This window comes from Exiguobacterium sp. AB2 (assembly GCF_000696055.1).
Lineage (GTDB): Bacteria > Bacillota > Bacilli > Exiguobacteriales > Exiguobacteriaceae > Exiguobacterium > Exiguobacterium alkaliphilum.
Window position 1 is genome coordinate 41,136 of sequence record NZ_JNAA01000021.1, and the last position, 26,688, is coordinate 67,823.

The following is a 26,688-nucleotide window of genomic DNA, read 5'->3' on the forward strand; positions in this document are numbered from 1 at the left end:
GCGCGGACATCAGTCCACGCTTTTTATATTGACCGTAATGCCGTCTGAATCGGTGAGCGACCATTCGCTCGTCGTCCCACCGAGCGCTTCGTTCGTCGCCGCATCGACGAGCAGTGTCCACGCCTCGATGCCGGCCTCTTCGCCCATCGGCATGCTCGGTCGCGCCCAAACGTTCGTGCCGACATGATGATGATAGCCGTCGGCCGCCAAGAATAAGGCACCCAGATAAGAGTCCGTCGTCACCGTGAAACCGAGGCGATCCGCATAAAATGAACGCGCCGTCTCGAGAGAACGAACTTTGAAATGCACGTGGCCCATCGTCGTCCCGGACGGCAGTCCCGTGAACGGGCGATCGGCCGCCGCTTCGAGCATCGATTGATAGTCGACAGGATCCGTCGACATCTTCACGTGCCCGTTCGGCTCATATTCCCACTGGTCACGAGGTCGGTCGGCATACAGTTCGATGCCGTTCCCTTCTGGATCGCTCAAATAGAACGCCTCGCTCACCAAATGGTCCCCTTGCCCGACCTCGATGTGACGACTGATTAAATGATGGAGCACTCGGCCGAGCTCGATTCGGTCCGGTAGAAGGATGGCGAAATGGAACAGGCCAGCCGCTTGACGATTTGGTCGCGCGCCTTTCACTTCATGCAAGATGACGAGCGGCGTCATTTCCGTGCCGAGCGTCACGTACCCGTCTCTCGTGTCGAGAACGTCCATCCCGATGATTTCTTTATAAAAAGCTTGCATCGTGTTCAAGTCGCTGACGCGCAACGTGACAGCACCTAATTTGATATTTGTTAGTTTCATGTTCTTCACCTCTCTTTTGAGTATACCCGCTAAGTGAAATCGACAGAAGACGGCACAAAAAGGTGGTATAGTTACGTAAAGGATACTATGAAGGAGAGAACGTTGTGACGAAAATCTCAAGTTGTGAAGTCGATACGGCGCTCGAACTGATTACGGGCAAATGGAAGCCGTCGATTTTACTCGCCCTCATTAACGGAGGCACACTCCGGTTCAGTGAACTGAAACGCGCGCTTCCGAACATCAGTCAAAAAATCCTGACGGCCCAACTCCGTGATTTAGAAGAGCACGACATCATCATCCGGACCGTCTATCCGGAAGTGCCGCCGCGCGTCGACTATCGATTAAGCGAATACGGACGGACGCTCATCCCGGTGCTCGAGACGATGAACGCGTGGGGCATCCGTCATGCGGAGCATATGCGTCAAAAGTGACTTGTCCACATGTGGATAATCCGATTCTACACTTCATTCCACTACTTATCCACAGGAGGCCTTTATGATTCGTTATCCCCAACTGACCGGCAGAACGGTCGGTGTCACGGCGCCCTCATCCGGCATCCCGACCGAACTTCACCATCTACTCCATGAAGCGGAGAAGACGTTCAACCGTCATGGTTTCACGTTACGCTTCCAGCCGTCGAGTTGGACGCAGTCAAACGCCAAGTCGGCGCCTGCCGACGTCCGCGCGAGTGAGCTGACGTCGTTGTTTCAAGACGAGACGATCGATTTGATTATCCCGCCGTGGGGCGGGACGCTATTGATTGAAATTCTAGACCGTATCGCTTGGGACGCGCTACCGGCGAAATGGATGCTCGGTTATTCCGACGTCAGCTTATTTCTATTCGTCTATACGTTAAAAACTGGCATCGCCTCAGCGCATGGGACGAACCTCGTCGACCTTCGCGGCGAGGAGTGGGACGAGACGAGTTCACGCTGGCTCGATGTCGTCTCGGAAAAAGAAGGCGAGACCGTCATTCAACGCGCTTCGGAGCATTATCAAAAGGAATGGCAACACGGGAACCCGACTCCGCACATCTATCATTTGACCGAGACGACCGAATGGAAAGCGATGGGCGGCACCGAGGCGACAGGGCGACTGCTCGGCGGTTGCATCGACGTCTTGTTGCATACAATCGGCACACCTTATGGCGACATCGCCACGTTTCAACGGGAGCGTTTGAACGGGGAGCCCATCCTTTGGTACTTCGAGAACGCCGAGTTCGATGTGCCCACACTCAAACGGACCCTGCTTCAAATGAAGTGGGCCGGTTGGTTCGATCATACGAGCGGAATTTTGTTCGGCCGAAGCGAGGCGCAACAACCGGTCCAAGGCTATACGGCCGAAGACGTCTATGCCGAGCTTCATGACATGCTCGACGTACCCGTCATCTATGACATCGACTGCGGGCACGTGCCGCCACAACTGACGCTCGTCAATGGCGCGCACGCCTCGATTCAAGTCGAGGATGGAAAAGGAACACTCATTCAAACGTTCAAGGGCTGAGTCATCAGCCCTTGATTTTTTTCATCATCGAAGTAAGGTGGCTCCGGAAACGACCTTCCGGGAATAAACCGACTTCTCGTTCAATCAACGGTATCCACTCATCCCCACAACCGTGACTCGTTCCAATTAACAATCCCTCGAAGTAAATGGCTTGGTCGACAAAACCATGCTTCGCCCACTGATCATGGTGCTCCAACAGCTTCAAAAACGACTTCCGAGCTACTTCTGCCTCACCGGTCAGTGCGAAATAAACACCTTTACTCATCTCGAATGCGGCAATGAACTCTTCATTCCCCGCTAATAATTGGTCCATAACCGAAATTTGCTGTTTTAGAAGGTCTGTTTTCCGATAATCAATTGCGTAGAGCGCCTCGGTCATCGCGACACGTATTTTCATTGATACATCCCCTGTAAAGGCAGTGTATTGCTTCGCTTTCTCTAGCGCACTTAAGACTAAATCCTCATCTTTTAAATACAGGGCACATATCGCGATGACACGATATACATCGTCCACACGATAGTATATCTTTGTCCGTGTCATATAATCGAGTGTATCTTCAAGACGACGAATCGCACCTGGCAAATCATCGTCATACAACATATTCCGGAACACCATCAACATACTGAACTCAACACGCGTCTTCGTTTTCATGCTCCTCAAATCAATCAATTCAAGCATATCAATGCGCTCAATCGCCTCTTCAAAACGATTCCACATAAGCAGATAAAAGGCTTGGCTGATGCGCGCCATAATCAGTTCCTCTTTCTCCTCGAACCGCTCAAACACCGCAATTGCCTGATCGTATAGCTCAAGCAGTTTTTGTTGCTCTCCATTATTGAACATCGTGTCCGCGAATAAAGTATAAGCTTTCCCTTGCCATACCGAGTTCATCTCGTCTTCTAAATAAGGACGAAGCGCTTGTTGGACGTCTTCATCTTTCCATGATTGGAGCGTCCCTTGTGTCGATTCAATCTCCTCGACGATTTTCTGTAAATCTGCTTCTCGCGCATCGACAAGCAGCGACTGTACCGGCACGTCTAGTCGCTTCGCAATCTCGCGTAGGCTGCGCATCGACGCCTCCGCCTTGCCGTTCTCAATCATACTGAGCATCGATTTCGTGATGATGCCTTCTGCGAGCTGGCTTTGGGTCAACTTTTTTTCTTTCCGTAACGCTTTAATCTGTTGTCCAATCATAGAGCACCTCTTTAAAAAAGTTAAATTAAATTGAACTTATTGTATACAATTGGAGTCTCATCGCTTACTATACAGTTAAATCAAATTGAACTTTATAGTAAAGGAGAATGATTCTGATGAACACATCACCAAACTTGTACGTCTTGTTGCTCGGGAAATTCATGTCGCTGTTCGCTTCGAGCCTGTTCACGTTCGTCGCCGGCTTGACCGTCCTGACGACGTCAGGCTCCGGACTCCAGTTCGCGCTCGTCCTTCTTTTTGGCACGTTGCCCCGCGTCCTGTTATCCCCGCTCGCCGGTGTCTATGCCGATAAACTGAACCGCAAGCGTGTCATCATCACGATGGAATCGTTGAGCGCGGCCTTGTTCTTTCTCGCAGGCGCTGCGAGTCTCGTTTGGACGTTCGGCGTCCCTGTCTTCTTGATTATCACATGTCTGCTCTCTATCGTCTCGACTTTCTTGTCGGTCACGCTGTCGAGTTCGATTCCTTTTCTTTTTGATAAAGACGAACTGCAACGTGCCAACTCGCTCATTCAAAGCGTCGTCTCGATCTCGAGTATCGGTACACCACTGTTGGCCGGGGCGTTGTTCCTCCTTCTACCGATCTCAGCGTTTCTGTTCAGCTCGTCACTGCTCTTTATCATCGCAGCTCTCTTCGCCTCCCGGCTCACCTTTCAATCATATGAAAAAACTTCCGCCGATCATTCGACGTGGGAAGACGTCCGTTCCGGTTTCCGCTATTTGAAACGGCAGCGCGTGCTGTGGACGTTGACCGTCCTTGCCGCACTGCTCAACTTTTTCTTCGTCGCTTCACAAGTGTTATTTCCGATTGTCGCCTTGCAAGAAATCGGAACGAGCCCGCTCCAGTTCGGTTTATTAGAAAGCATGTTCGCCGTCGGCTTTTTAGTCGCCTCGCTCGCCCATGCATTACCGATATTTGCGATCAAGTATCGCCTCGCGACAGTCCGAACGTCGCTCATCGTCATGAGTTGCCTCTTTATCGCACCGGCCGTGCCCGTTTATTTTGACTTCTCGATTACACCGGCCATCGTTTTTTTAACAGCCTTCGCGCTGTTCAGCGGCTTTTTCATCATCCGGGTCAACATTCCGATGCAACTGTATTTACAAACGAATACAGAACCGAGCTACCTCGGTCGGGTCATCGGTGTGCTCGAATCACTCGCGATGGGCATCACGCCGCTCGGTTTCATCTTGTTCGGCGCCTTGAGTGAATGGGTATCGGTCGCTTTCCTCTATACAGTCTGCATGGTCTGCCTGCTATCGATCACGCCGCTTGCGATGTATCGGATCCGTCACGACATCGCTGCCGAAAAAGCAGCTGTGTCAGCAGACGCGGAAAGTGCATGAACGCCAAAAGACATCGAACCGCTCAGTTCGATGTCTTCTCTGTTGAAGGTAAAATTCGTTTTTCGAGTAGGAACGGTCCGAACGGGATGACCGACGCCATGACCGCGAGGACGAGCACTTTGAAACTCCAGCGGAAGCGCCGCGCCATGTAGACCGCAGCCGCGACGTACGCGACGAACAAGAATCCGTGCGCCGCACCGACGATGCTGACGGCGAGCGGCATACCCGCTAAATACTTGAGCGGCATCGCGATAAACAATAACAATAAGAACGACATGCCTTCCGTATATCCGAGCCATTTAAACTGTGTAGCGTTCATTTCTGTTCTCCTTTGCAATCCATGCTATGTTCATCGTAGCCGAACAACGAACGGTTTGTCACAGGAGAATGTCAGAAAGTCGTCACGCTATTTGACGATTTGGTGAACGATGCATGACTTTCGTTTCAACGAACTTGCGAAGGAACAACCCGTCGATCCCGATTTTCCCAGCGTTGTAACCGGCGACGAGGATGAGGACCGAAACGATGAGCATCGTCGGGTTCGTGCTGACCGTACCTGAGAGCAAGAACGCCATGTTCATGACGAGACCGAAGAAAGCGGCGCTACGAGTCAACGCTCCGAGCAAGAGGCCAAGACCGACCAAAAACTCACCATACGGGATCAAGATGTCAAACAACGCTGCGTTCGGAATCGCGAAGCCTTCGAGGAAGGCGGCCCACCAACCGGCCACCGCCGGATGGTCGCCCGTCGCGAGCGACGCTGCGTTTTGAAGATAGCCACCAGATGCGAAGTCGCCTGTGATTTTTCCCCACCCGGCCGTGAGCCAGTGATAACCGAGCCAAATCCGAAGTACGGTCAAGATGCCGGTCGCGATGTTGTGGTTTTGCCAAAACTTTGTGAACATGATAATTCCTCCTTGTTATGTGGAATGATGACTCATATGTGATTACATTCACAATATACCACTCATGTTCAGTTTTTCACATATGTTATGACAATCGTTCACCGTTCGTCCATACGTGTGTCACAAGTCAGTCACTTTTTGGAAATTCCACAAAAAAGACGCCCGTTTGGACGTCACGTCGACCTTTATAACTGAACTTCTTGCGGTGGTTGCCCTTTCTTATTCATGACCCGCATCGATTGTGGCGTCACTTTCAAGATGACGAGTTTCGGATCATCCGGACCGTCGAACCAACCTTCGAGCTTCTCGTTCCACACTTTTTCTTTCATCGACTCGTCGTCCGACACGGTCGTCTCCCCTAAAATCTCTAAATACGTATCGCCGACACCGTCGCCATCGTAACCGATTAAAATATGTGTATACGGATTGTTTTTCAACTCGTCGACTTTATCTGTGTCTTTCGAGGTCGCGGTATAGAGCGTCAATTCATCGTGGAAAAATGTCATGTAGCGGCTATGCGGCTTTCCTTTATAGACAGTCGCCATCGTCCCTACGTTGCTGTGATTCAAAATATCTTTTGCCGTTTGCAATGCATCCATTTCGAATACCCTCCTTGTGATTGTCACTCGTATACTCTTCCCCGGAGGCACGCGATTAAACACAAAAAAACCTGCCCGCAGATGCGGACAGGTTATAAAATTCCTTAAAGTTAAGGAAGATTAGATTTTTTCAACGTTAGAAGCTTGTGGTCCACGAGCTCCGTCAGTGATTTCGAAAGTTACTGCTTGGCCTTCTTCAAGTGTCTTGAAGCCGTCGCCTTGGATTGCTGAGAAGTGTACGAATACGTCGTCTCCGCCTTCCATTTCGATGAAGCCGTAACCTTTTTCTGAGTTAAACCATTTTACTTTACCTGTGTTCATAATGAACCCTCCTGAAATAAACGCTGAGCGTTATAGTAGTGCCTTACTAGAAAAAACTGACCAAAAAAAGCACAAACCTCTGGGATTATCTTAAAACGAAAAATAATCCAAAGCGTTTGTGAATTATGTTTCCAGCTATTCTTAATTAAGCACATATGTAATATACCACGGACAAATGCTTCTGTCTACTAAATACTTCGGTTTGCTAAAAATACTTCGAAATCGGGTACAGTCAGAGGGAAGTCATCACGAGGAGGAGACAGACCATGGAGGCCATTAATCGATTGAATCCCCACGCCACTATTCGCGCCAACTCTGCTTATGCGGAGGAATCTTTATGGACGGATACGCTCGCTTGGCATGAAGCGACTCGCCGCGAGTCCTATCCGCATCAACATCATACCGAACCGTCACGTCTTCCATTGACCGAACGAATCGTACCGGTGACGAACGCCCTTCCCCTCGAAGTGGCAGACGATATGGTGCGTCCCGTTTGGATGAGACGACTGGACGCGGAATATTTGAATCTGACACAAGCAACGACACACCAAGTCGATGTGACCGAGTACGGGGCCGTCGGGGACGGGAGGACCGACTGCACGCTCGCCTTCCGGCTCGCCCTTCGTTCAAATCGCCGCGTCCACGTACCAGCCGGGACGTACGTCGTCCGAGGGATTCGAATGCCATCGAACTGCGTACTCGTAGGGGCCGGACAGGACAAGACCGTGATTAAGCTCGCCGACGGGGCCCCGAAACATCGACGTCTACTCCGGAATGCGACACCGTTCCGTGGCAACCACCATATCGAAGTCGCTCATCTCACTCTCGATTGGAACGTCGATCGCCTCGGCGACGTCGAACGGACGTCGAGCAGCGATACGGCGTCGAGTGCGTTGACGTTCGCCCACGTCACGTTCGGCTGGATTCACCATGTGACGGCGAAGAATGCCGGCTTGCACGCGTTCGACATCACGGCGCCCCACTACCACTATCTCGGGGACGGCCTACGGGCGGCGAACGGGAGCCGTTACGTTTGGCTCGACCGATGCGAGGCGACCCATTACGGGGACGATGGGATCACGACCCATCACAGCGACGCCATCTATATCACGAACTGTTATTGCCACCACCCGCACGGCCGAACGCACACGGCCGGTTTTTCGAATTCGAACGGGATTGAGGTCGATGATGGCTCACGTCACGTCGTCCTCGTCAATAATTTGACCGAAGGCTGTTTCGGCGGGATCGAGGTGAAGGCGCACGCCACGTCCTCGGCCGCCCATGACGTCCACATTTTCGGGCACGTGTCGTATCACGACAACCGTTCGTATAACTTCCGCCACATCGGCCACCATTTGGCGGACGACCCGGACTCGAAGACGGCCCGGTTCCTCTCCGGGACGAACCTCGTCTCCATTGAACCGGTCCGGTCCGGCTTATACGAAAAGTCCTCGCCTCGCAGTCTCGTCATCTCCGCTTATCAAGATGTGTTCATCAACGGGTTCACCGCACTCGGAGACACGGCCTACGACTACGAGGCCCAACCGGCACTCGCGATTCAATACAAATCGCGTAACGTGCGTTTGAAGCGGATCACGGCGAGCGGATTCACATCGGCCCGTGCCGACATCGAACTGTTCGGCGGGGCGAACCATACGGACCGCGTCTCGATTGAAGACGTGTCCTGCCGTCACTCGGCTCCGATCGCCATTAAAATCGGAGGACGGCTTTCGACGGTCTCGCTTCATCGAATCGAGGGCGAACAAAAAGGAGGAGATGCACTCATCTCCTCCCAAAGTCCACTCGACGCCCACGACGTGTTCGCTTACGGATTCTCAGAGCGGGTGCGGAGCGACGCTTGAGCCGATTCGACGAGCTCGTCGAGCATCGCTTCGTCCAAATCGAGCGAACTTACTGTTTGTTTCGCCATCATCCGGACGATCGCCTTGTCGAGGAAGCCCATGCGTTCAAAGTCATACCCGCTGCCCACGACTTCGACGAAATAGGCATGCGCCCGTAACGCGTCCCGATAAGCCGCTTCAAGTTCCCGTTTGCGTTCCGCGGCGGTCGGGGTGCCGGCACACAAATAGAGTCCGAGCGGGCGTTTCAACAGTTCCGACTCGTTGATGTGAAGCCACGCGGTCATCTCGTCTTGGATTTTCCCCATCCGGATTGAGCTGCCGACGATGACGTGATCCACGCCCGCCCAGTCTACGTCAGGCCGTTCGACCACATCCTGTACGTGGACGTCCCCCGGTAATCGGTCCGCCAATAGACGTGCGACCTTTTCGCTCGTCCCGTAGCGGCTTGAATAGGTGATCAATGTCTTCATCTCGTTCCCCCCCTTTCGGTCAGGTCATAGTATCCTATTCCCGAAAGAACGCGCGATACGTAGCAGCATCAAAAAAACTCGCCTCTAAAGGCGAGTTTTTTGTCACACTTTATACACTTGTGCCTCGTACGGGCGAAGCGTGAACGGGGACACGGGTTCCATGTTTCCGATGACGCGTTCGTTCACTTCAAACGGGAGTTCCCGCACTTGCTCCTCATCCGAGAAGTTACACAGGACGAGCCATGTCTCACCTTCGTACGTCCGCGTGAACGCATATACCGCCTCGTCGTCTGGTAAGAGCAGTTCATACTTCCCGTAGACGACGACCGGGTTCTGTTTCCGGAGCTGAATCAACTGGCGATAGTAGTGGAAGAGCGAGTCCGGGTCTTTCCGGGCCGCTTCCGCATTGATGTCGACGTAGTTCGGGTTGACGTCAATCCAAGGCGTCCCCGTCGTGAACCCTCCTTGCGCCTCAGCCGACCATTGGACCGGCGTCCGGGAGTTGTCGCGTCCACGCTCGTGGATGCCGCGAAAAATCTCTTCATGCGTGAGCAGTCCGTTCGACGTGTAATCGCGATAGGCGTTGAGCGTCTCGATGTCCCGATACTTGTCAATCGCATCGAAGGCGACGTTCGTCATCCCGAACTCTTCCCCTTGATAGATATACGGCGTCCCTTTCAACATGTGTAAGAGCGTCGCGAGCATCTTCCCAGACCGCACGCGATATTCTGCCGAATCGTTCCCGAAACGGGAGATGGCACGCGGTTGGTCATGGTTGCTCCAATAGAGGCTGTTCCAGCCTTCCTCGTCGAGCCCTTCTTGCCAACGCGAAAAAATCGTCTTCAAATCCGTCAGCTTCCAATCGGTCGGGTTCCACTTCCCGAAGCTCCCGTTGCCGACGTCAACGTGCTCAAAATGGAACACCATGTTCAACTCGTTCCGGTCTTCTCCGGTATAAAGTTTCGCTTCCTCGACGCTGACGCCCGGCATCTCGCCGACCGTGATCGTGTCGTACTTCGACAACACTTCCTGGTTCATCTCCTGCATGAACTCATGAATGCGTGGCCCGTTAAAGAAGAACGGTGTCCCGTCGCCGTAACCCGTGCCCCGCGTCTCCCCGTCCGGATAGCTCTGGTCTTTCGAAATCATGTTGATCACGTCCATCCGGAACCCGTCGACCCCTTTATCGAGCCAATACGTCATCAAGTCGTACACTTCACGACGAAGCGTCTCCGACTCCCAGTTGAGGTCCGGTTGTTTCTTACTGAATAGATGCAAATAGTACTCATCCGTCGCCTCATCATACTTCCAGGCGCTGCCGCCAAAGAACGCACCCCAGTTCGTCGGAGGCTGTCCGTCCTTGCCTTTCTTCCAAATGTAGTAGTCACGATACGGATTATCTTTTGACGAGCGAGACTCCATGAACCAATGATGTTCGTCCGACGAGTGGTTGACGACGAGGTCCATCATGATTTTGATGCCATGACGGTGCGCTTCTTCTAACATCGCATCAAAGTCTGCCATCGTCCCGAACTCATCCATGATGGCGCGATAGTCGCGAATGTCATACCCATTGTCGTCGTTCGGCGAGTCGTACACCGGCGAGAGCCAGATGACGTCGATGCCGAGCTCTGCTAAATAAGACATCTTCTCGGTGATGCCCGGGATGTCCCCAATCCCGTCACCGTTCGAATCGTTAAAGCTGCGCGGATAGATTTGATAGACGACCGCTTCTTTCCACCATTGTTTCATGTTCATCCTCCTCATACGTTCTGTCGCCTCCATCGTACCGTCTCCTCGAACGCATGACTATCCATGATATGATTGGGATATGAACGATTTTGCTATTAAGAAAGGAAGATTCGATGGAAATCGGCTTTTGTGGCTATTCTTATCACACTACATCCTATACTTTTCCGTTTCCAAATCAACTTGAGACGTATTTGATTCGGTTACAGACAGAAGGGACGGCTCGCGTCGTCATCAACGGTGAGACGTATGCGGCACGCCCTGGGGACTTGTTGCTCGTCAGGCCGGGCGATGATTACGCGCTCCACGTCGACACCCCGGCGAGCGGCGACTATCACTTGTTTTGCCTAGGTGCCCCGCTCGATGCCTGGTGGGAAGAAGCGCCCCGTCAGACGATGACGTCCATTCCGATTGATGCACGCATGCTATCGCTTTGGCAACACATCACAGAAGAGGCGCGACGTCCTGCGATTGACCAAGATGAGCGGATTATTGAGACGCTCGTCCAAGCGCTACTCTTCATGCTTGACCGGGCGATGCATGAAAATCGGATGAATACGAGGCCGCCCGTCGTCTCCCGCATGATGCGCTATATCGAAAGCCACGCGACGGACGACTTTAAAGTCGCGGACGTCGCCGACGCGGTCGGACTGAGTGTCTCGCGCACGGTGCATCTCTTTAAAGAAGCAACCGGTCTGACTATCATCGCCTACGCTCAGTCGATTCGCCTTCAACTCGCTGAAGAACAGATGCGCTACACGCAACACTCACTTGAACAGATCGCCGAACAGTCCGGCTTTCATTCGTATCCCTATTTCCATCGAATTTTCAAACGGAAATATGGCGTCGCACCGGGGGTTTATCGCACACTTCAACAAAAACACGAAAATAAATAAAAAAGAGTGATCCATTTTTTGAACCGCTCCGTTAGATGGGTGTAAACAACGACAACACTCACAAAACAAAGGAGCGATTCACATGAAGAAGAAAACAATGAACAAGATTGTAGCACCGGCATTAGCGTTAGGCTTACTCGTCCCACTCAACGCCCAGGCGGCAGATCACGCACCGACAGCGAGCACACCGGCTGGTGACCTTCGTGCGACACTCGACCAGTTGCTATCTGAGCACTATGTCTTAGCGGTCACATCGATGATGAAAGCATACGACGGAGCAGCAGACGCTGAAGTGGCGATGAAAGCGCTCGACCAAAACGCACTCGACATGACACCTGCCATCGCATCGATTTACGGTGATGAAGGCGCGGCCCAATTCGAAGAAATCTTCGCCGGCCATAACGACTACTCGGCAGACTTCGTCGAAGCAGCGAAGTCAGAGGACCAAGAGCTCCGCGCTGAGGCAGAAGCAGAAGTCGACGAGTTTGTCGAAGAATTCTCGACATTCCTTGACGCCGCGACAGAAGGTAACCTTCCTAAAGATGCAGCGGCTGACGTCCTCGAACTTCATGAAGAACAAGTCCTCTCTGTATTCGACAACTACGTCGCAGGTGACTACGAGTCGGCATACATGACGTACCGTGAAGGATACAAGCTCATGTTCGACATCAGTAAAGCCCTCTCAGGTGCGATCGTCACACAAATGCCTGACAAGTTCGACTCACCAGCCGACACACCGGCCGTCGAGCTCCGCTCAACGTTGAACAGCCTTGCAGGTGAGCACTTCGCCCTCGCAGCAATCGGCATGCAAAAAGGCTACGATCAAGCAGAAGACTTCGACTACGTGAGCTGGGCTGAAGATCAGAACACACTCGACTTCAAAGCAGCCATCGGTTCAGTCTACGGTGATGAAGGTGCGACCCAATTCGAAAAAGTATGGAATGGCAACCACATCACAGCACAAGGTGACATCGTTGCCGCCACACTCGAAGGTGACGAAGCGAAAATCGAAGAAGCTCGTATGAAGCTTGACCAGTTCGCTGTCGACTTCAGCACATTCCTCGATGCAGCAACAGAAGGCAACTTGCCACAAGCTGCCGGTGAAGAAGCAATCAAACAACACGAAGCACTCGTGCTTCAAACGTTTGATCAATATGTAGCAGGTGATGCAGAAGCAGCTTGGATGTCATTCCGTGAAGGATACGCGTTCATGTTCGGTGTTGGTGAAACACTCGGTAACGCGATCGTGACACAAATGCCTGACAAGTTCCACGAAACAACAATGCCTGAAGAAATGCCTGAAACAGGTCTCGGTGGTGCACAAACACAATCGATGAACACACTCTACGCTGGCCTTGCTGTCCTTGGCGGAATCTTACTCGCCTTTGTCACACTTCGCAACCGTAAACAATCTGTTCAATAAGAAATAAGGAGGGAGCCCATGAACAAGCGCCATTTGTTTCTGGCGCTCTCTCTCTTTTGTTTTGGCTTCTGGACGTGGACGAGCGCCCAAGAATCGTCGTCACCACCTGTAGAAGAAAAACAAATAGAGGAGAGTCCAGATTTATCGGCTGAATTCTCACTTCTACAGGAAGAGGTGAAGAAACTTCGGCTCGCAGTGGAAGAAGAAAGTGCTAAGGCAGTGACCCCGGTCACCATCCGAATCCCAAAAATCAACGTCGATACCGCCATCGAACAGGTCGGGTTGCTCGAGAACGGTCAGATGGGTGTACCGGCTGACGAAGATCAAGTCGGCTGGTTCGAACCCGGCGTCAAGCCCGGAAGTAAAGGCAATGCCGTCATCGCCGGACACGTCGACAGCAAGACGGGGCCCGCCGTCTTCTATGAGCTCGACCAACTCGTTGCCGGTGATGAAATCGTCATCGTCGATGAGGCCGGAAACACGCCCCGGTTCGAGGTAACGAAGACCGAGCGCTATGAGACGGCGAATGCGCCCATCAAAGAAATCTTCGGCGCAACGGATAAACGGAATCTAAACTTGATCACCTGTTCTGGAACGTTCGGCAGTGCCGGCTATGACGAGCGATTCGTCGTTTATACCGAACTCGTCGATGCGGAAGTGCCTCTCGCTGATGACTTCGCGCTCGATGTCCCGACGAACGTCGAACTTCGCGGTACGTTCCTCACGTGGCATGCTGTCCGTAATGACACTGTGATTGGATATCGGATTTACCAAGTAATTGACGGGGAGAACGTGCATCTTGAGAGCGTTCCGTCCCATGCCCGAAAAAGCATTGAAGTGCCGGACGAAAGGGCCACCTATTACGTCACGGCAATCGACCGGCTCGGCAATGAATCGAGTCCTTCCGAAGCAACCGAATAACTACAGAAAACTCCCGCCGGACGGTCGTCCGGCGGGAGTTTTCTTGTTAGACGAAACATGGAATCTGCGGGTTGAACGTCTTGTTGTTCTCCGTCATGATTTGCTTCTTAATTTTGCCTTCTCCGAGATAGACGATGCGGTCGGCGAGCGCCTCGGCGTCCTCTTCGTCATGGGTGACGAAAATCGTCGTCGTCCCCGTCTGCTTCAAGAGTCGCCGCAAGTCGTCCCGAATCCGGTGTTGCAGTGACGTGTCCAAGTTACTAAACGGCTCGTCTAAGATGAGCAACGACGGTTTCGGCGCAAGCGCACGCGCGAGCGCGACACGCTGCTGTTGACCGCCGCTCAGTTCGTACGGGAACCGGTGACGGAAATCCGACAAGTTCACGAGCGCGAGCATCTCTTCGACGCGTTCGTTCCGTTCTTTCCGTCCAAGCTTATGGAGCCCGAACCGGATGTTCTTCTCAACGGTCATGTGCGGGAAAAGTGCATAGTCTTGGAACACCATGCCGACCCCACGCTGTTCCGGTGGCATGAATTGGCAGTCATCGCAACAGACGCAGTCGTTCACGACGACGACGCCTTGATTCGGCATCTCAAGACCGGCGATGAGACGTAAAATCGTACTCTTCCCTGACCCACTGTCACCGAGGAGCGATACGATTTCACCTTTTGTGATCGAGAGCGAGAACCCTTTAATCGTCTCTTCATGCGCACCCTTATAGCTGAAGTGTAAGTCGTTGATTTGAACAAACATTAGTCGGCCTCCTTATCAAGCACCTTATGGAAAACAAAGATCAACAGTCCGCTCATGATGACGATGACAATCGAGGCGAGCGCGGCCTCATGAATCTTCTCGTCACTGACATACTTGAACGCTTGTGTGGCGAGCGTCGAGAAGTTGAACGGTTGTAAAAACAATGTCAGTGGCAACTCTTTCATGATATCGACGAACACGAGGATGAACGCGCTCATAATCGCTCCTTTGATCATCGGGATGTCGACGCGGAAGAACGTCTGCACAGTCCCCCAACCGAGCATGCGTGATGCTTCCGTGAAAGACTTACCGACTTTCTCGAACCCACTCTCGATCGAGTTGTACCCGATGGCGAGGAAGCGGATGACGTAAGCGAAGATGAGCATGATTAGCGTCGTCCGGAATACGAATGTCTGCCCGAGGTTGAGCGCTAGCGCGATGTTCAGCACCCATTCGTCAAGGATCAAGAACAGCGTGATGACGGCGATGGCGATGGCCGCACCCGGAATCGAATAACCGAGCGTCGTCACTTTCGAGATGATGCGCGTCATGTTCGATGGGAACAACCGCGTGTAGTTCGCGATGATGAGCGCGAACACGAGGATGATGACCGTCGCGATGAAGGCGACGCTCACCGTGTTCCAAACGAGACGGAAAAACGTCGCGGTGAACACTTGCTCGAACGTCAACATCGTCCAGGCGACGAGTTGGATGAACGGGATGGCAAACGCAATCCCGAACACCGTCGAGACGTAACCAAGGACGGCGTAACGATGCCATCCGTTGAGCGGTCTCGGCTTGAGCGGTTTCACTTTCGTCGTCGCATAGCTGAACTGCTTTCTTCCCCGGACGAGCCGCTCCATCGTCAAGATGGCGATGACGAGAATCATGAGTGTCCCGGCGAGCTTGAGCGCCGAGGACGTGTCTCTCATCCCAAACCAGGTGCTGAAGATGGCCGTACTGAACGTCTGGATGCCGAAATACTTGACGACTCCATAATCGTTCAACACTTCCATCAAGACGAGGCTGACCCCGCCGATGATGGCGACACGTGAGATTGGGATGACGACTGTGAAGAAGATATCCCACGAGCCGCGGCCGAGGATGCGGGCATTCTCAATCATCGAGGACGACTGGTTGTGCAGGAACGCTCGCGTAATCGTATAGATGTACGGATATAAAAAGAGCGTGAAGATGAAGATTGTTCCTTGAATCGTCATGATGTTGAAATACGACTGATTCACGGAAATCCCAAAGTCGTTTCGGAGCGTCGTCTGGATGATTCCGGTGTAATTCAAAATCCCGTGGTACGTATACGCCCCGATATACGGCGGGATGGCGAGCGGTAAGATGAGCGCCCATTTGAAGAATCGACGGAACGGGAAGTCGTAGACGGTGATGAACCAGGCGAGGCTCGTCCCAATCACCGTCGTCAGCACCCCGGTCGCTAGCATAATGATCAGCGTGTTCCGCACGTAACGCGGTAACAAATACTCACGGATGTGTTGCCAGTTGTCGTTCACCGGAGCGAACAACTCGACCAAGACGATGACGCCGGGCAAGACGATGAACACGAGCGCGATAAAGCTGAGGATGGCCCATCCATTCAGTTGTCGTTTCATCGCATACCAGTTCATGCCGTACAGCTCCCATTCTTTCGTTCAATCACTTCCTGTCCCATCATATCAGTTTCCGCGCTCGCGTTGTACCGTCGGACTGCCGAGAAACCGAAAAATCTTCGGCCTGAACGATTGTTCAAGCCGAAGTCGTCTTATTTCCAGCCCGCTTCGTTAAAGAGACGGATGGCTTCTTGCTGATTCTCACCGAGTACAGACAAGTTGATGTCTTGCTCTTTGAAGTCACCCCATGACTTGAGGAGCTCGTTCGGCTCGACCGACTCGTTGACCGGGTATTCGTAGTTGGCGCTCGCGAACTGTTCTTGTGCTGACGGGTCAGACATGAACTCCATGAGCTTCTTCGCGTTCTCTGAGTTTTTCGATGCTTTCGTCATCGCGATCCCTGAGATGTTGACGTGCGTGCCCGTCGTGTCTTGGTTCGGGAAGAACACACCGAGCTCTTCAGCGACTTTCTTCTCTTCCGCATCTTCTGAGTTCAACATGAGACCCATGTAGTACGTGTTCATGATGGCGACATCACCTTCTCCGGCGACGACAGCTTTCGCTTGATCACGGTCGTTCCCTTGTGGGTCACGTGCGAAGTTGTTCACGAGGCCTTCTGCCCATTCTTTCGCCTGGTCGACGCCGTTCACTTCGATGAATGAAGCGAGCAATGAGATGTTGTACATGTTTTCCGATGGACGAACGAGCACTTTGCCGTTCCATTGCTCTTCCGTAAGCGCCTCATACGTCGACAAATCTTCCGGGTTCACACGGTCTTTCGCATAAACGATGACGCGGGCGCGCTTCGTGAGACCGAACCATTCGTTGTCCGTGTCACGATATTTCTCCGGGATGTTCGACTCAAGCACGTCGCTATCGACCGCTTGAAGGTGCCCGTTCTCTTTCGCTTGGTGCAAGTTTCCGGCGTCCGCCGTGATGAAGAGATCCGCTTCAGTGTTCGCTCCTTCTGTGTTCAGACGCTCAAGAAGCTCTTCGCCCTTCCCTTCGACGACGTTGACTTTCACGCCTGTTTCTTCTTCAAACTGCTTATAGAGCTCTTTGTCGACGTCGTAGTGACGGCTTGAGTAGACATTGACGACTTTCGACTCTTCTGATGCCTCGTTATCGCCTGAAGTCGTCGGCTCTTCCGTGCTTGCGCAAGCTGCGAGGAGCGATGTCGTGAGTGCTGCGGATAATCCGAGTGCCATGTACTTCTTGTTCATGTTTGTTCCCCCAATATGTGTCTCTGTAGTTGGTAATGATAATTACTCTCAATTACTATCATCACTGATAATCATTCTCACGTCAACACTTTTTTGAAATCGTTACCATTAGTTATATAACTATAAACAAACAGTTTTATATTTATCATTTCTTGACTTCAAAATGATATACACCCTATAGTTAAAAATGAACAAACCGTCTGGTCGGTACAGAAAGGAGAGATATGATGACGAACCGATCGAATGTGACGAAACAAAAGTTGCTCGATGCCGCGACCGAAATCATCATGGACCACGGCGTCCATCAATTGACTTTAGATGAAGTCGCGAAGACGGCAGGCGTGTCAAAAGGCGGCCTGCTCTATCATTATCCATCGAAAGAAGCGTTACTCACCGCCATCGTCGAACGACTTCAAACCGAACAAAACGATTTGTACGAATCGTTGCAACGAGACGGATACGGTCCCGTCGAGGCGTTCGTTCGTTTATTTGATGAGACGAGACTATATCCGGAACGTTCTCCGATTGAAATCGACGCCGAGAAGATGATCGCCTTCTTGACACTCTTCGCCGTCGACCAAGATTACGCCGAGCGCTGGAAACACGACCTCGATACGTTCTTCAACCAGTTTCAACAGACGAACGACCCCGTCGAGACGATGATTATCCGTTATGCGCTCGAAGGGATGATGATGTCTGAACATTTCAACGTCGGCGTCCCACCTACAGAATTGAAGCAACAAATCATCGCCCGTTTGATTGAACGGGCCCGCACCATCGACACCACCTAACAATTCGCACATAGAGGAGAATACACCACCATGCAAAAGATCACGTCCTTCTCCGTCAACAACAAGTTCGCAGTCTGGTTGATGACGATTATTTTGACGGCCGCCGGAATCTTCGCCGGCCTCACGATGAAGCTCGAGACGTTACCGGACATCACGACACCGACCGTCTCAGTGACGACGATTTATCCGGGCGCATCACCTGAGCAGGTACTCGACGAAGTGAGCACCGTGCTTGAAGACCGGCTAAAAAGCTTGAACGGGGTCGAACAAGTCCGCTCAAGCTCTTTCCAAAACGCGTCGAATATTCAAATCGACTACGATTTCAGCACCGACATGGAAGCTGCCGAACAGCAAGTGAAAGACGCACTCAGTAACGTTGATTTGCCTGAAGCCGTCCAAGACCCGCAAGTGTCGCGGCTCAGTTTTGATGCGTTCCCGGTCATCGGGGCCGCGGTCTCGGATGAGAGCCTCGATTTGGCTGAATTGACGAAGCTCGTCGAAGACGAGTTGCAACCGGCTCTCGAAGGGGTCGAAGGCGCGCAGCTCGTCCAAATCGCCGGCCAAGAGATTCGTCGCGTCGAACTCGAGTTCGATGCAGAAGCACTCGCCGAATACAACTTGACGGAAGACACGGTCAAGCAGTTGATTCAAGCGAACGATGCCCGCATCGCCCTCGGTCTCTACGAGCTCGGCGACACGGAGCAAGCGGTTGTCATCGATGGGAAGTCTGAGACGCTTGAAGCGTTCCGCGACTTACAAATCCCGTACTCACCGGCCGAATCACCGCAGGCACCAGGCGCGCCAAGTGACCTTCCGACCGGGGAGACACCGCAACTGCCGGCTGACTTGCCGACAGACGTCCCGACGGATCTCCCGGCCAACGTACCGACGACGGTCCCGACGGTCGCCTTGAGCGAACTCGCGACCATCGAAGACCGCGGTATCGAAGAGTCGATTTCGCGCTCGAACGGTGAACGGTCGATTGGCGTCCAAGTGACGAAGACGCAAGACGCGAACACGGTCGACGTCGTCAACGCCGTCAAAGACATCCTCGATGATTTCGAGGCAGAATACGACACGGCCAACGTCTCTATCACGCTCGACCAAGGACAACCAATCGAGGAGTCGGTCGAGACGATGGTATCGAAAGCGTTACTCGGCGGATTGTTCGCCATCATCATCATTCTCGTGTTCCTCCGTAACGTCCGCTCGACGATTATCGCGGTCATCTCGATCCCGCTCTCGCTCCTCATGGCGCTCATCGTCTTGAAGCAACTCGACATCACGCTCAACATCATGACGCTCGGTGCGATGACTGTCGCCATCGGTCGTGTCGTCGATGACTCCATCGTCGTCATCGAGAACATCTATCGCCGCCTCACGCGTCCGAACGAGCCGTTACGCGGCAAAGAACTCATCATCGCCTCGACGAAAGAAGTGTTCATCCCGATCGCTTCGTCCACGATCGTAACGATTGCCGTCTTCTTGCCGCTCGGCTTCGTGACCGGCTTTGTCGGCGAGTTGTTCTTGCCGTTCGCGTTGACCGTCGTCTTCGCTCTGCTCGCTTCGCTTCTTGTCGCCATTACGGTCGTCCCGATGATGGCCGACTCGTTCTTTAAGAACCGCGACAAGTTGAAGCCAGAAGAAGGCCCAGGCAAACTCGCCGAATGGTACCGTAGCGTCCTCGACTGGTCACTCAACCATAAGCTCGTCGTCTTCGGACTCGCGACACTCCTCTTGGTCGGTAGCTTCGCGCTCGTTCCGGCCATCGGTGTCAACTTCTTGAACCAAGACTCGGAGAAGACATTGTTCGTCACGTTCGACCCAGAACCAGGCCAGACGCTTGACGATTCGATTGCCGCAGCCGAAGTTGCAGAAGCATATTTCATGGATGAACAGCCGAACGCGACCGACGTGCAGTTCACGGTCGGCGGCGAAAACCCGCTCAACCCGGGCAATAACAAGCAAGGGATTTTCATCGTACAATATGATCCGGCCACAGAAGATTTCGCTGATGTCAAACTTGCCGATATTGAACGTTTGAACGAACTCGCCCCGGCCGGTGAGTGGAAAGAGCAAGACTTCACAGGTGGCGGCGCGACGAGCGGGGTGACGTACAACGTCTATGCCAACTCGCTCGAAGACCTCGAGGCCATCGTCCCGACGTTCGTCGAGACGATTGAGCAAGAGACCGAATACGTCCGTCAAGCCACGTCAGACTTACGTGAATCGTATGTGCAATATACGTTCAACGTCGACCAGCAAGCTGCGGCTGAAGCCGGTGTCTCGACGTTCCAAATCGCGCAGACAATCGGTCAGTTCCAAGCTCAAGAAAGCCCGCTCGCCAGTGTGACGGTCGATGACAAACAACTCGACGTCATCATCCCGACCGAACAAGTCACGTATGACAGCATCGAAGATTTACAAGCGCAAGACATCACGACCCCGTTCGGTCCACGTCCAATCTCGGACTTCATTGAAGTCGAAGAAGGAACGACACCGGACACGCTCGTCCAACGCGACGGGAAACTGCTCGCACGTGTGAACGTCGAGCTCAGTACGGACAAAGCGACGGAAGCGTCGGCTGCCATCGAAGAACGGGTAGCGGACATCGATCTTCCAAGCGGTGTATCGTATGACGTCGGTGGGGTAACGGAACAGATTCAAGAGTCGTTCACGCAGCTCGGCCTCGCGATGCTCGCAGCCGTTGCCATCGTGTACTTGGTGCTCGTCATCACGTTCGGCGGCGCCGTCACACCGTTCGTCGTCTTGTTCTCGCTTCCGTACGCCATCATCGGAGGGCTGGTCGCGTTGCTCGTGACGGGTGAGACGATTTCGGTCTCGGCACTCATCGGTGCCCTCATGCTGATTGGAATCGTCGTCACGAACGCGATTGTCTTGATTGACCGCGTGCTTCATAAAGAAGCGGAAGGCTTGTCGACGCGTGAGGCGCTCCTTGAAGCGGCCGGCACACGTCTTCGTCCGATTCTCATGACGGCGCTCGCGACGATTGGGGCGCTTTCCCCACTCGCCCTCGGGCTCGAGGGTGGCGCACTCATCTCGAAAGGGCTCGGTGTGACCGTCATCGGTGGACTCACAAGTTCGACGCTGTTGACGCTTCTCATCGTCCCAATCGTGTATGAGTTCTTCGCACGGTTCCGTAAGACAAAACAAGTTTAACCAAAAAGAGAGTCGACCCGATGTTGGGGTCGACTCTCTTTTGGCGTTCAGTAGCATTGCATGATAATTTCCGCTTCTTCGAAATGTTTGGCTCGGAGCGCTTCGGTCGGGATGAGGAAGTAAAGGATGCCGGCATCACCGAACATGATGTCGAGCTCTTCTGTCGAGTCCATTTGAAAGAGTAGGAACGGATTGGAGAAGCGTTCGCCGTGCGTGTCCTCAATCTCTTCGAACACGTCGTTTTGGACCGCATCCGGATGTCCGCCGATCGCATGCACTTCGCCTTCATCGAACAGTTCTTCCATCGCGACGAAATCGTCCTCCGTCATGAGTTCGAGCAACGAATCGACAATCGGGGCATAGCTCTCCTCGAACACGACGGCACGTTCGTTGAGCGCCTCACCGATTCGAACACGCTCGATCGTCGTCTCACTCGTGTAGACAACGCGCCAGAAATGTCGTTCGTCCGCATCGCCCCACGGCTGTTCGTCCAAATCGTAAAAGAAAGACAACAACCCTTCTTTCGGGAGCGGCTCGATCGATTCGCATCCAGCGAAATCGCTCAACCGGAACTGGGCCAAGAACGTCAAATTCTCCCCTGGATGATGCGCCGGACTCGGCAAATCCGGATAGCCCCCAAACTTAGAGTGTCCGATTGCGACTTCTTCCCGTGACGTCCGTGGGACAAGCTTCAAATGGATGCGTTGCTTGAACGCTTCCAAAATTTCATTTCCATGTTCAAGCTCGCGTGATTCGATCAACCGCTTTACCGATTGTAGTTCCATCTCGCCACCTCATTCGTATAAGATGAATGTAGTGTACCACACCGAACGTATGTACCTCTCATCTTTTTTTGACTAGCCTTTATCTTGACCAAGGCGTGAAAACTTGAGAAAATGCATACGTTTTGAATGGAATCGCGAAAGGATGTCAATTATGCAACTTTTTATCAAATGGATGATCGGCCTTTCGCTCTTGTTCGGGCTGAGTTGGCTCGGCAATTGGATCGTCGCGACACTCGCGTGGGACGTACCCGGAAACGTCATCGGGATGGTGCTCCTTCTCGTCCTCCTGTTGACGAAGGTGATTCGCGTCGAATGGATTGAGGACAGTGCCGGCTTTTTGACGAAGCACCTCGCCTTCTTCTTCATCCCGATCGCGGTCGGTCTCATGTCGTATGGAGGACTATTGAAAGCCGAAGGTGTCCCGCTCTTCCTCGCATTGTTAACGAGCCTCGCGGTCGGTTTGACCGTCACCGCCTTGATTGCCGGGAGACGAGGTGATGCGTCATGACGCTCCTCTGGATTGCTATCACCATCGGCGTCTATGTGATCAGCCGAAAGCTGTCATTTAAATGGGCCTCACCGTTCACGAACGTCGTCTTCTTAAGCACCACAATTTTGATTGTGACGCTTCTTTTATCCGGTCAATCGTATGACGTGTATGAACCGGCGAAAGACGTCATCACCATCCTGCTCGGCCCGGCGACCGTCGCGCTCGGCCTGCCGCTCTATCGCAACTTGCCGACACTGCTCGCTCGGGCAAGACGTGCACTCGGTGCCATCGTCATCGGGACGCTCTCGACCATCGTCGTCGCCGTCTTACTCGGAAGCGTACTGAAACTGACCGATCACGTATTGATCTCCTTGTCGGTCAAATCAGTCACGTCCCCAATCGCCCTCGAATTGGCACGGCAGCTACAAGGTGACGCAGCGCTCGCCGCCTCAGTCGCGGTCGCATGCGGCATTCTCGGCGCGATGCTCGGTCCGTTTGTTTTGAACACGTTCGGTGTGACCGACCCGTTCACGCGCGGCCTCGCGCTCGGGACGATCAGTCACGGTATCGGGACGGCCCAAGCCGCAACAGAGCATCCACTCTCCGGTGCGACAGGTGGGGCTGCGATGGGCTTAGCGGCGATCTTCACGTCGTTTTTGCTTCCATATTTGCTTCCATTCCTCATTTAACAATGCGAGGACCGTTTTCAAACAATTTTGATACTTCCTCAACCGCCTCCCGTGCTACACTTAAACGGATGAGAAACGATTTGGGGAGGTATTTTTTATGCAATCAAAATTAATCGAACGACTGATGACATACGCCAAAATTGACACGCAATCGGACTTCACGAGTGAAACGACACCGTCGACCGCCAAGCAATGGGATTTGATTCGTCATCTCGAAGCCGAGTTAAAGACGCTCGGACTTGAAGATGTGGCGACGGACGAGTACGGTTACTTGTTCGCGACGCTTCCGAGTAACGTTGACTTTGCCGTGCCGACGATCGGCCTACTCGCCCACGTCGACACGGCGACGGACTTCACCGGTACGAACGTCAAGCCGCAGCTCGTCGAGCATTACGCAGGGGGCGATATCGTCTTGAACGAATCGCTCGGTGTCGTCTTGTCACCGAAAGACTTCCCCGAGCTTGACGTGTACGTCGGACATACGCTCATGACGACCGACGGAACGACCCTCCTAGGTGCCGATGACAAAGCGGGCATCGCTGAGATCGTCACCGCGGTCGAGTATTTACTCGCCCACCCGGAGATTCCTCACGGAACGGTCCGCATCGCCTTCACACCGGACGAAGAAATCGGACGCGGACCACACAAATTCGACGTCGAGCGCTTCAATGCCGACTTCGCCTACACGATGGACGGCGGTCCACTCGGCGAACTGCAGTACGAGAGCTTCAACGCAGCCGGTGCGACCGTCACGTTCCACGGAACGAACGTCCACCCAGGCAGCGCGAAGAACAAGATGGTCAACTCGATGAAGCTGGCGATGGCATTCCATAACCGCCTCCCGGCCGACGAAGCACCGGAGCACACGAGCGAGTATGAAGGCTTCTTCCACTTGAACGGTTTCTCGGGCGATGTCGAGACGACGACGCTCCAGTACATCATCCGCGACCACGACAAAGCGAAATTCGAGGCACGCAAAGTGTTGCTTGAGAAGCTTGTCGCGGAATGGAAGCAGAAATACGGTGAAGCGCGCATTGACTTGAAGATGGACGATCAATATTACAACATGGCCGAAAAGATCGTCCCGGTGAAACACATCGTCGACACGGTCGCGGACGTCATGCGTGACCTTGGCATCGAACCGAAAATCGAACCGATTCGCGGCGGAACGGACGGTTCGCAACTGTCTTACATGGGCCTTCCGACGCCGAACATCTTTACCGGTGGCGAGAACTATCATGGAAAGTTCGAATATATCTCCGTCAACAACATGGAAAAAGCGACACACGTCATCATCCAGACGCTTCGCACGTTCGCCGAACGGGCTCGAGCATAATTTATGCGCCTCCACTCATTCTCTTCTACACTAGAGATATTGGAGGCGATTTTTTTATGAAGCACACCTTTCACATGAACCTCGACTGGACCGGCGGACGCAACGACGTCGGGACGATCGAGGCGGAACGATTAAAGACAAAGATTTCCATCCCCCCAGAAATGGACGGACCTGGTATCGGGACGAATCCGGATGAGATGCTCCTCGGGGCGGCGGCGGCGTGTTATATCATCACCCTCGCGGCCATGCTCGGTCGGAGCGACTTGACGCATCAAGGGATCACGATTGACGCCGAAGGCATCGTCGACGTGACGAACGGCGTGTTCACGTATGAGACGATTCGGTACGCGACGCGCGTCCTGATGCCACAGACCGCGACAGACCGCGACATCTCGCTCGTCGAACGCATCGCCAAGAAAGCGAAAGACGGTTGCATGATTTCACGCGCCTTGGCCGGCAATGTCGCGTTCGAGCTCGACACGACGATCACGCGCGTCGACTGATGTCCCAATTCGAACAACCGTTACGCGAAGGGACAATCGTCAAGCGACGCAATCGGTTCGTCATGGACGTGTTGCTTGATGATGAGGTCGTCGCCTGTCACTGTCCGGTCACAGGACGCATCGGCGACCTCGTCTTTCATGGGGTACCTTGCCTCGTCTCACCGGCAGACGGTACAAACCGCACGACCCGCTTCACGGTCGAGGCCATCTCGATCGACGATACGCAATGGATCGGCATTCATCAAGGTCGCGTCAACGACTGGGTCGCTCACTTGTTGAGCCTCAACGCCTTACCGGTCTTTTCATCTCCGGAACGCATCGAACGAGAACCCCTCGTCGCACGGTCGCGACTCGATTTCAAAGTTGACGGTCTCTATATGGAAGTAAAGATGCCGCTCACCGAACTATTCGTGACACCGCTCCCCCGCTTTGAACGACGTGCGGTGACGAGACCGGTCGAGACCGAACGGTTGATTCGTCATCTCGAGGCGCTGATCGCAACGTTACCGGAAGCCGGTCGGGCCGTCTTGCTCTATGTCTTCTTGTACGACGCGCCCGTCTTCACGGGAAATCCGAACCGGAGACACGATGCCTTGATTCGCCAGTTGATACGTGAGGCGATTAGGAATGGGCTTGAAGTGTGGCAGGTGAACGGTCGCGTCTCTCCTGATGGCATCACGCTGCTCCGCTGTTTCGAGACGACGGCGTCACAATAAAAACAGCCATCACACGATGGCTGTTTCACTGTAATAAGAGCGGCGTGACGTACGCTTCGATGACAGCCGAGATGGCGAGTAGCGGGACGACGATGAAAAGAAACATCTTCACCCCGACGAAAAAGAGCGCTTTTAACGTGACGTCCGTCTCTTTCCCCCGCATCCTGTGCCAAATATGTCGGTTGAGCGACAACCCCATCGCCGCACCGAGCAGGATGGCCGAAATCTCCGTGATGCCGTGCGGCAAGATGCCGAGCGCGATCACTTTCATGACCGATTCGCCGGCAAAGTCGACGATCATGGCGACGAGGCCGATGATGGCCGCGTTGACGACGACGAACACATACGGGATGAACAATGGGATCATCCCAAGTAAAAAGGCGAGTAGTGCGACGCGCGTGTTGTTCACGAAGAGGGCGATCATCGTATCAAACGCACTCGTATCGAACGTCAGTCCACGCGACTCGAACATATCGCCAATCTGAGTCAAGATTTCTTCGATTTGCTCACTCGTGACGAACGAGCGGAAGATGAAGTAAGACGCGATGCTCGTCACGATGAAAAGGACGAGCAGGCGAAAT

At 53.3% G+C, this 26,688-nt stretch carries 27 protein-coding genes; 14 read left to right on the top strand and 13 right to left on the bottom strand.

The window, feature by feature from the left end:
* Positions 1 to 9: 9 nt before the first annotated feature.
* A complete protein-coding gene (locus DI14_RS03455) occupies positions 10 to 810 on the bottom strand; it encodes a VOC family protein (RefSeq protein ID WP_034805240.1) in 801 nt (266 codons plus the stop codon).
* Between the two features lie 104 nt (positions 811 to 914).
* On the opposite strand from DI14_RS03455, the gene DI14_RS03460 reads away from it, so the two are divergent.
* Both DI14_RS03460 and DI14_RS03465 read left to right on the top strand, forming a co-directional pair.
* The gene (locus DI14_RS03460) at positions 915 to 1,241 is read left to right on the top strand and encodes a helix-turn-helix domain-containing protein (protein ID WP_034805242.1); all 327 of its coding nucleotides are present in this window, start codon (positions 915 to 917) and stop codon (positions 1,239 to 1,241) included.
* A 64-nt stretch (positions 1,242 to 1,305) separates the two neighbouring features.
* A complete protein-coding gene (locus DI14_RS03465; protein WP_034805245.1) occupies positions 1,306 to 2,313 on the top strand; it encodes a S66 peptidase family protein in 1,008 nt (335 codons plus the stop codon).
* A gap of 4 nt (positions 2,314 to 2,317) precedes the next feature.
* On the opposite strand, the gene DI14_RS03470 is transcribed toward DI14_RS03465, so the two are convergent.
* A complete protein-coding gene (locus DI14_RS03470; RefSeq protein WP_034805248.1) occupies positions 2,318 to 3,508 on the bottom strand; it encodes a helix-turn-helix domain-containing protein in 1,191 nt (396 codons plus the stop codon).
* 116 nt (positions 3,509 to 3,624) lie between these two features.
* On the opposite strand from DI14_RS03470, the gene DI14_RS03475 reads away from it, so the two are divergent.
* Entirely contained in the window at positions 3,625 to 4,875 is a 1,251-nt protein-coding gene (locus tag DI14_RS03475; protein WP_034805251.1) for an MFS transporter, read from the top strand.
* Positions 4,876 to 4,897: 22 nt separating this feature from the next.
* Here the strand turns inward: DI14_RS03475 and DI14_RS03480 are convergent, their stop codons facing one another.
* From DI14_RS03480 to DI14_RS03495, 4 genes are all read right to left on the bottom strand, one after another.
* Positions 4,898 to 5,194, bottom strand: coding sequence for a DUF3817 domain-containing protein (locus DI14_RS03480; protein ID WP_034805254.1), 297 nt, complete (start codon positions 5,192 to 5,194; stop codon positions 4,898 to 4,900).
* Between the two features lie 82 nt (positions 5,195 to 5,276).
* On the bottom strand, positions 5,277 to 5,780 hold the full coding sequence (locus tag DI14_RS03485; RefSeq protein ID WP_034805257.1) for a DoxX family membrane protein: 504 nt from the start codon (positions 5,778 to 5,780) through the stop codon (positions 5,277 to 5,279).
* A gap of 185 nt (positions 5,781 to 5,965) precedes the next feature.
* Entirely contained in the window at positions 5,966 to 6,379 is a 414-nt protein-coding gene (locus DI14_RS03490) for a pyridoxamine 5'-phosphate oxidase family protein (protein WP_034805259.1), read from the bottom strand.
* 120 nt (positions 6,380 to 6,499) lie between these two features.
* Entirely contained in the window at positions 6,500 to 6,700 is a 201-nt protein-coding gene (locus DI14_RS03495; RefSeq protein ID WP_016507985.1) for a cold-shock protein, read from the bottom strand.
* Positions 6,701 to 6,966: 266 nt separating this feature from the next.
* On the opposite strand from DI14_RS03495, the gene DI14_RS03500 reads away from it, so the two are divergent.
* Positions 6,967 to 8,562 carry a glycoside hydrolase family 55 protein gene (locus tag DI14_RS03500; protein WP_034805262.1) on the top strand — a complete coding sequence of 532 codons (1,596 nt, stop codon included), beginning with the start codon at positions 6,967 to 6,969 and terminating at the stop codon, positions 8,560 to 8,562.
* On the opposite strand, the gene DI14_RS03505 is transcribed toward DI14_RS03500, so the two are convergent.
* Positions 8,526 to 9,032, bottom strand: a complete 507-nt coding sequence (locus tag DI14_RS03505) for a flavodoxin domain-containing protein (protein ID WP_034805265.1) — start codon at positions 9,030 to 9,032, stop codon at positions 8,526 to 8,528. The genes DI14_RS03500 and DI14_RS03505 overlap by 37 nt on opposite strands.
* A 102-nt stretch (positions 9,033 to 9,134) precedes the next feature.
* A complete protein-coding gene (locus DI14_RS03510) occupies positions 9,135 to 10,784 on the bottom strand; it encodes an alpha-glucosidase (RefSeq protein WP_034805268.1) in 1,650 nt (549 codons plus the stop codon).
* A 113-nt stretch (positions 10,785 to 10,897) separates the two neighbouring features.
* On the opposite strand from DI14_RS03510, the gene DI14_RS03515 reads away from it, so the two are divergent.
* The 3 genes from DI14_RS03515 (at position 10,898) to DI14_RS03525 (ending at position 14,021) form a co-directional block, all read left to right on the top strand.
* A complete protein-coding gene (locus DI14_RS03515) occupies positions 10,898 to 11,677 on the top strand; it encodes an AraC family transcriptional regulator (protein WP_034805270.1) in 780 nt (259 codons plus the stop codon).
* An 82-nt stretch (positions 11,678 to 11,759) separates the two neighbouring features.
* Positions 11,760 to 13,100 (top strand): copper amine oxidase, encoded by a 1,341-nt coding sequence (locus DI14_RS03520; RefSeq protein ID WP_034805273.1) that lies wholly within the window; start codon positions 11,760 to 11,762, stop codon positions 13,098 to 13,100.
* 18 nt (positions 13,101 to 13,118) lie between these two features.
* Positions 13,119 to 14,021 (top strand): class F sortase, encoded by a 903-nt coding sequence (locus DI14_RS03525; protein WP_034805275.1) that lies wholly within the window; start codon positions 13,119 to 13,121, stop codon positions 14,019 to 14,021.
* 46 nt (positions 14,022 to 14,067) lie between these two features.
* Here DI14_RS03525 and DI14_RS03530 read toward each other — a convergent pair whose 3' ends face one another.
* From DI14_RS03530 to DI14_RS03540, 3 genes are all read right to left on the bottom strand, one after another.
* A complete protein-coding gene (locus DI14_RS03530) occupies positions 14,068 to 14,775 on the bottom strand; it encodes an ABC transporter ATP-binding protein (RefSeq protein WP_034805278.1) in 708 nt (235 codons plus the stop codon).
* Entirely contained in the window at positions 14,775 to 16,412 is a 1,638-nt protein-coding gene (locus DI14_RS03535) for an iron ABC transporter permease (protein ID WP_034805281.1), read from the bottom strand. The genes DI14_RS03530 and DI14_RS03535 overlap by 1 nt, the downstream gene beginning before the upstream one ends.
* 134 nt (positions 16,413 to 16,546) lie before the next feature.
* On the bottom strand, positions 16,547 to 17,617 hold the full coding sequence (locus tag DI14_RS03540; protein WP_034805283.1) for a Fe(3+) ABC transporter substrate-binding protein: 1,071 nt from the start codon (positions 17,615 to 17,617) through the stop codon (positions 16,547 to 16,549).
* A gap of 227 nt (positions 17,618 to 17,844) precedes the next feature.
* On the opposite strand from DI14_RS03540, the gene DI14_RS03545 reads away from it, so the two are divergent.
* A complete protein-coding gene (locus DI14_RS03545) occupies positions 17,845 to 18,408 on the top strand; it encodes a TetR/AcrR family transcriptional regulator (protein WP_051622525.1) in 564 nt (187 codons plus the stop codon).
* A 30-nt stretch (positions 18,409 to 18,438) separates the two neighbouring features.
* Positions 18,439 to 21,588, top strand: a complete 3,150-nt coding sequence (locus tag DI14_RS03550; RefSeq protein ID WP_034805287.1) for an efflux RND transporter permease subunit — start codon at positions 18,439 to 18,441, stop codon at positions 21,586 to 21,588.
* Positions 21,589 to 21,635: 47 nt separating this feature from the next.
* On the opposite strand, the gene DI14_RS03555 is transcribed toward DI14_RS03550, so the two are convergent.
* Positions 21,636 to 22,373: a YwqG family protein gene (locus DI14_RS03555; RefSeq protein ID WP_034805289.1), complete on the bottom strand. Its 738-nt coding sequence runs from the start codon at positions 22,371 to 22,373 to the stop codon at positions 21,636 to 21,638.
* A gap of 151 nt (positions 22,374 to 22,524) precedes the next feature.
* Between DI14_RS03555 and DI14_RS03560 the strand changes: the two genes are divergently transcribed.
* From DI14_RS03560 to DI14_RS03580, 5 genes are all read left to right on the top strand, one after another.
* Positions 22,525 to 22,881, top strand: coding sequence for a CidA/LrgA family protein (locus tag DI14_RS03560; RefSeq protein WP_034805290.1), 357 nt, complete (start codon positions 22,525 to 22,527; stop codon positions 22,879 to 22,881).
* Positions 22,878 to 23,552, top strand: coding sequence for an LrgB family protein (locus tag DI14_RS03565; protein WP_034805291.1), 675 nt, complete (start codon positions 22,878 to 22,880; stop codon positions 23,550 to 23,552). Before DI14_RS03560 ends, DI14_RS03565 begins: the two co-directional genes overlap by 4 nt.
* A gap of 97 nt (positions 23,553 to 23,649) precedes the next feature.
* Complete coding sequence (pepT, locus tag DI14_RS03570) at positions 23,650 to 24,888, top strand: peptidase T (protein ID WP_034805293.1); 1,239 nt, start codon at positions 23,650 to 23,652, stop codon at positions 24,886 to 24,888.
* A gap of 56 nt (positions 24,889 to 24,944) precedes the next feature.
* The gene (locus DI14_RS03575) at positions 24,945 to 25,391 is read left to right on the top strand and encodes an SACOL1771 family peroxiredoxin (protein WP_034805294.1); all 447 of its coding nucleotides are present in this window, start codon (positions 24,945 to 24,947) and stop codon (positions 25,389 to 25,391) included.
* Positions 25,391 to 26,107, top strand: a complete 717-nt coding sequence (locus DI14_RS03580; RefSeq protein ID WP_029333854.1) for a DNA/RNA nuclease SfsA — start codon at positions 25,391 to 25,393, stop codon at positions 26,105 to 26,107. The genes DI14_RS03575 and DI14_RS03580 overlap by 1 nt, the downstream gene beginning before the upstream one ends.
* Positions 26,108 to 26,132: 25 nt before the next feature.
* Here DI14_RS03580 and DI14_RS03585 read toward each other — a convergent pair.
* Positions 26,133 to 26,688, bottom strand: a 556-nt coding sequence (locus tag DI14_RS03585; RefSeq protein ID WP_034805297.1) for a stage II sporulation protein M, incomplete at its 5' end; no start/stop codon positions are given.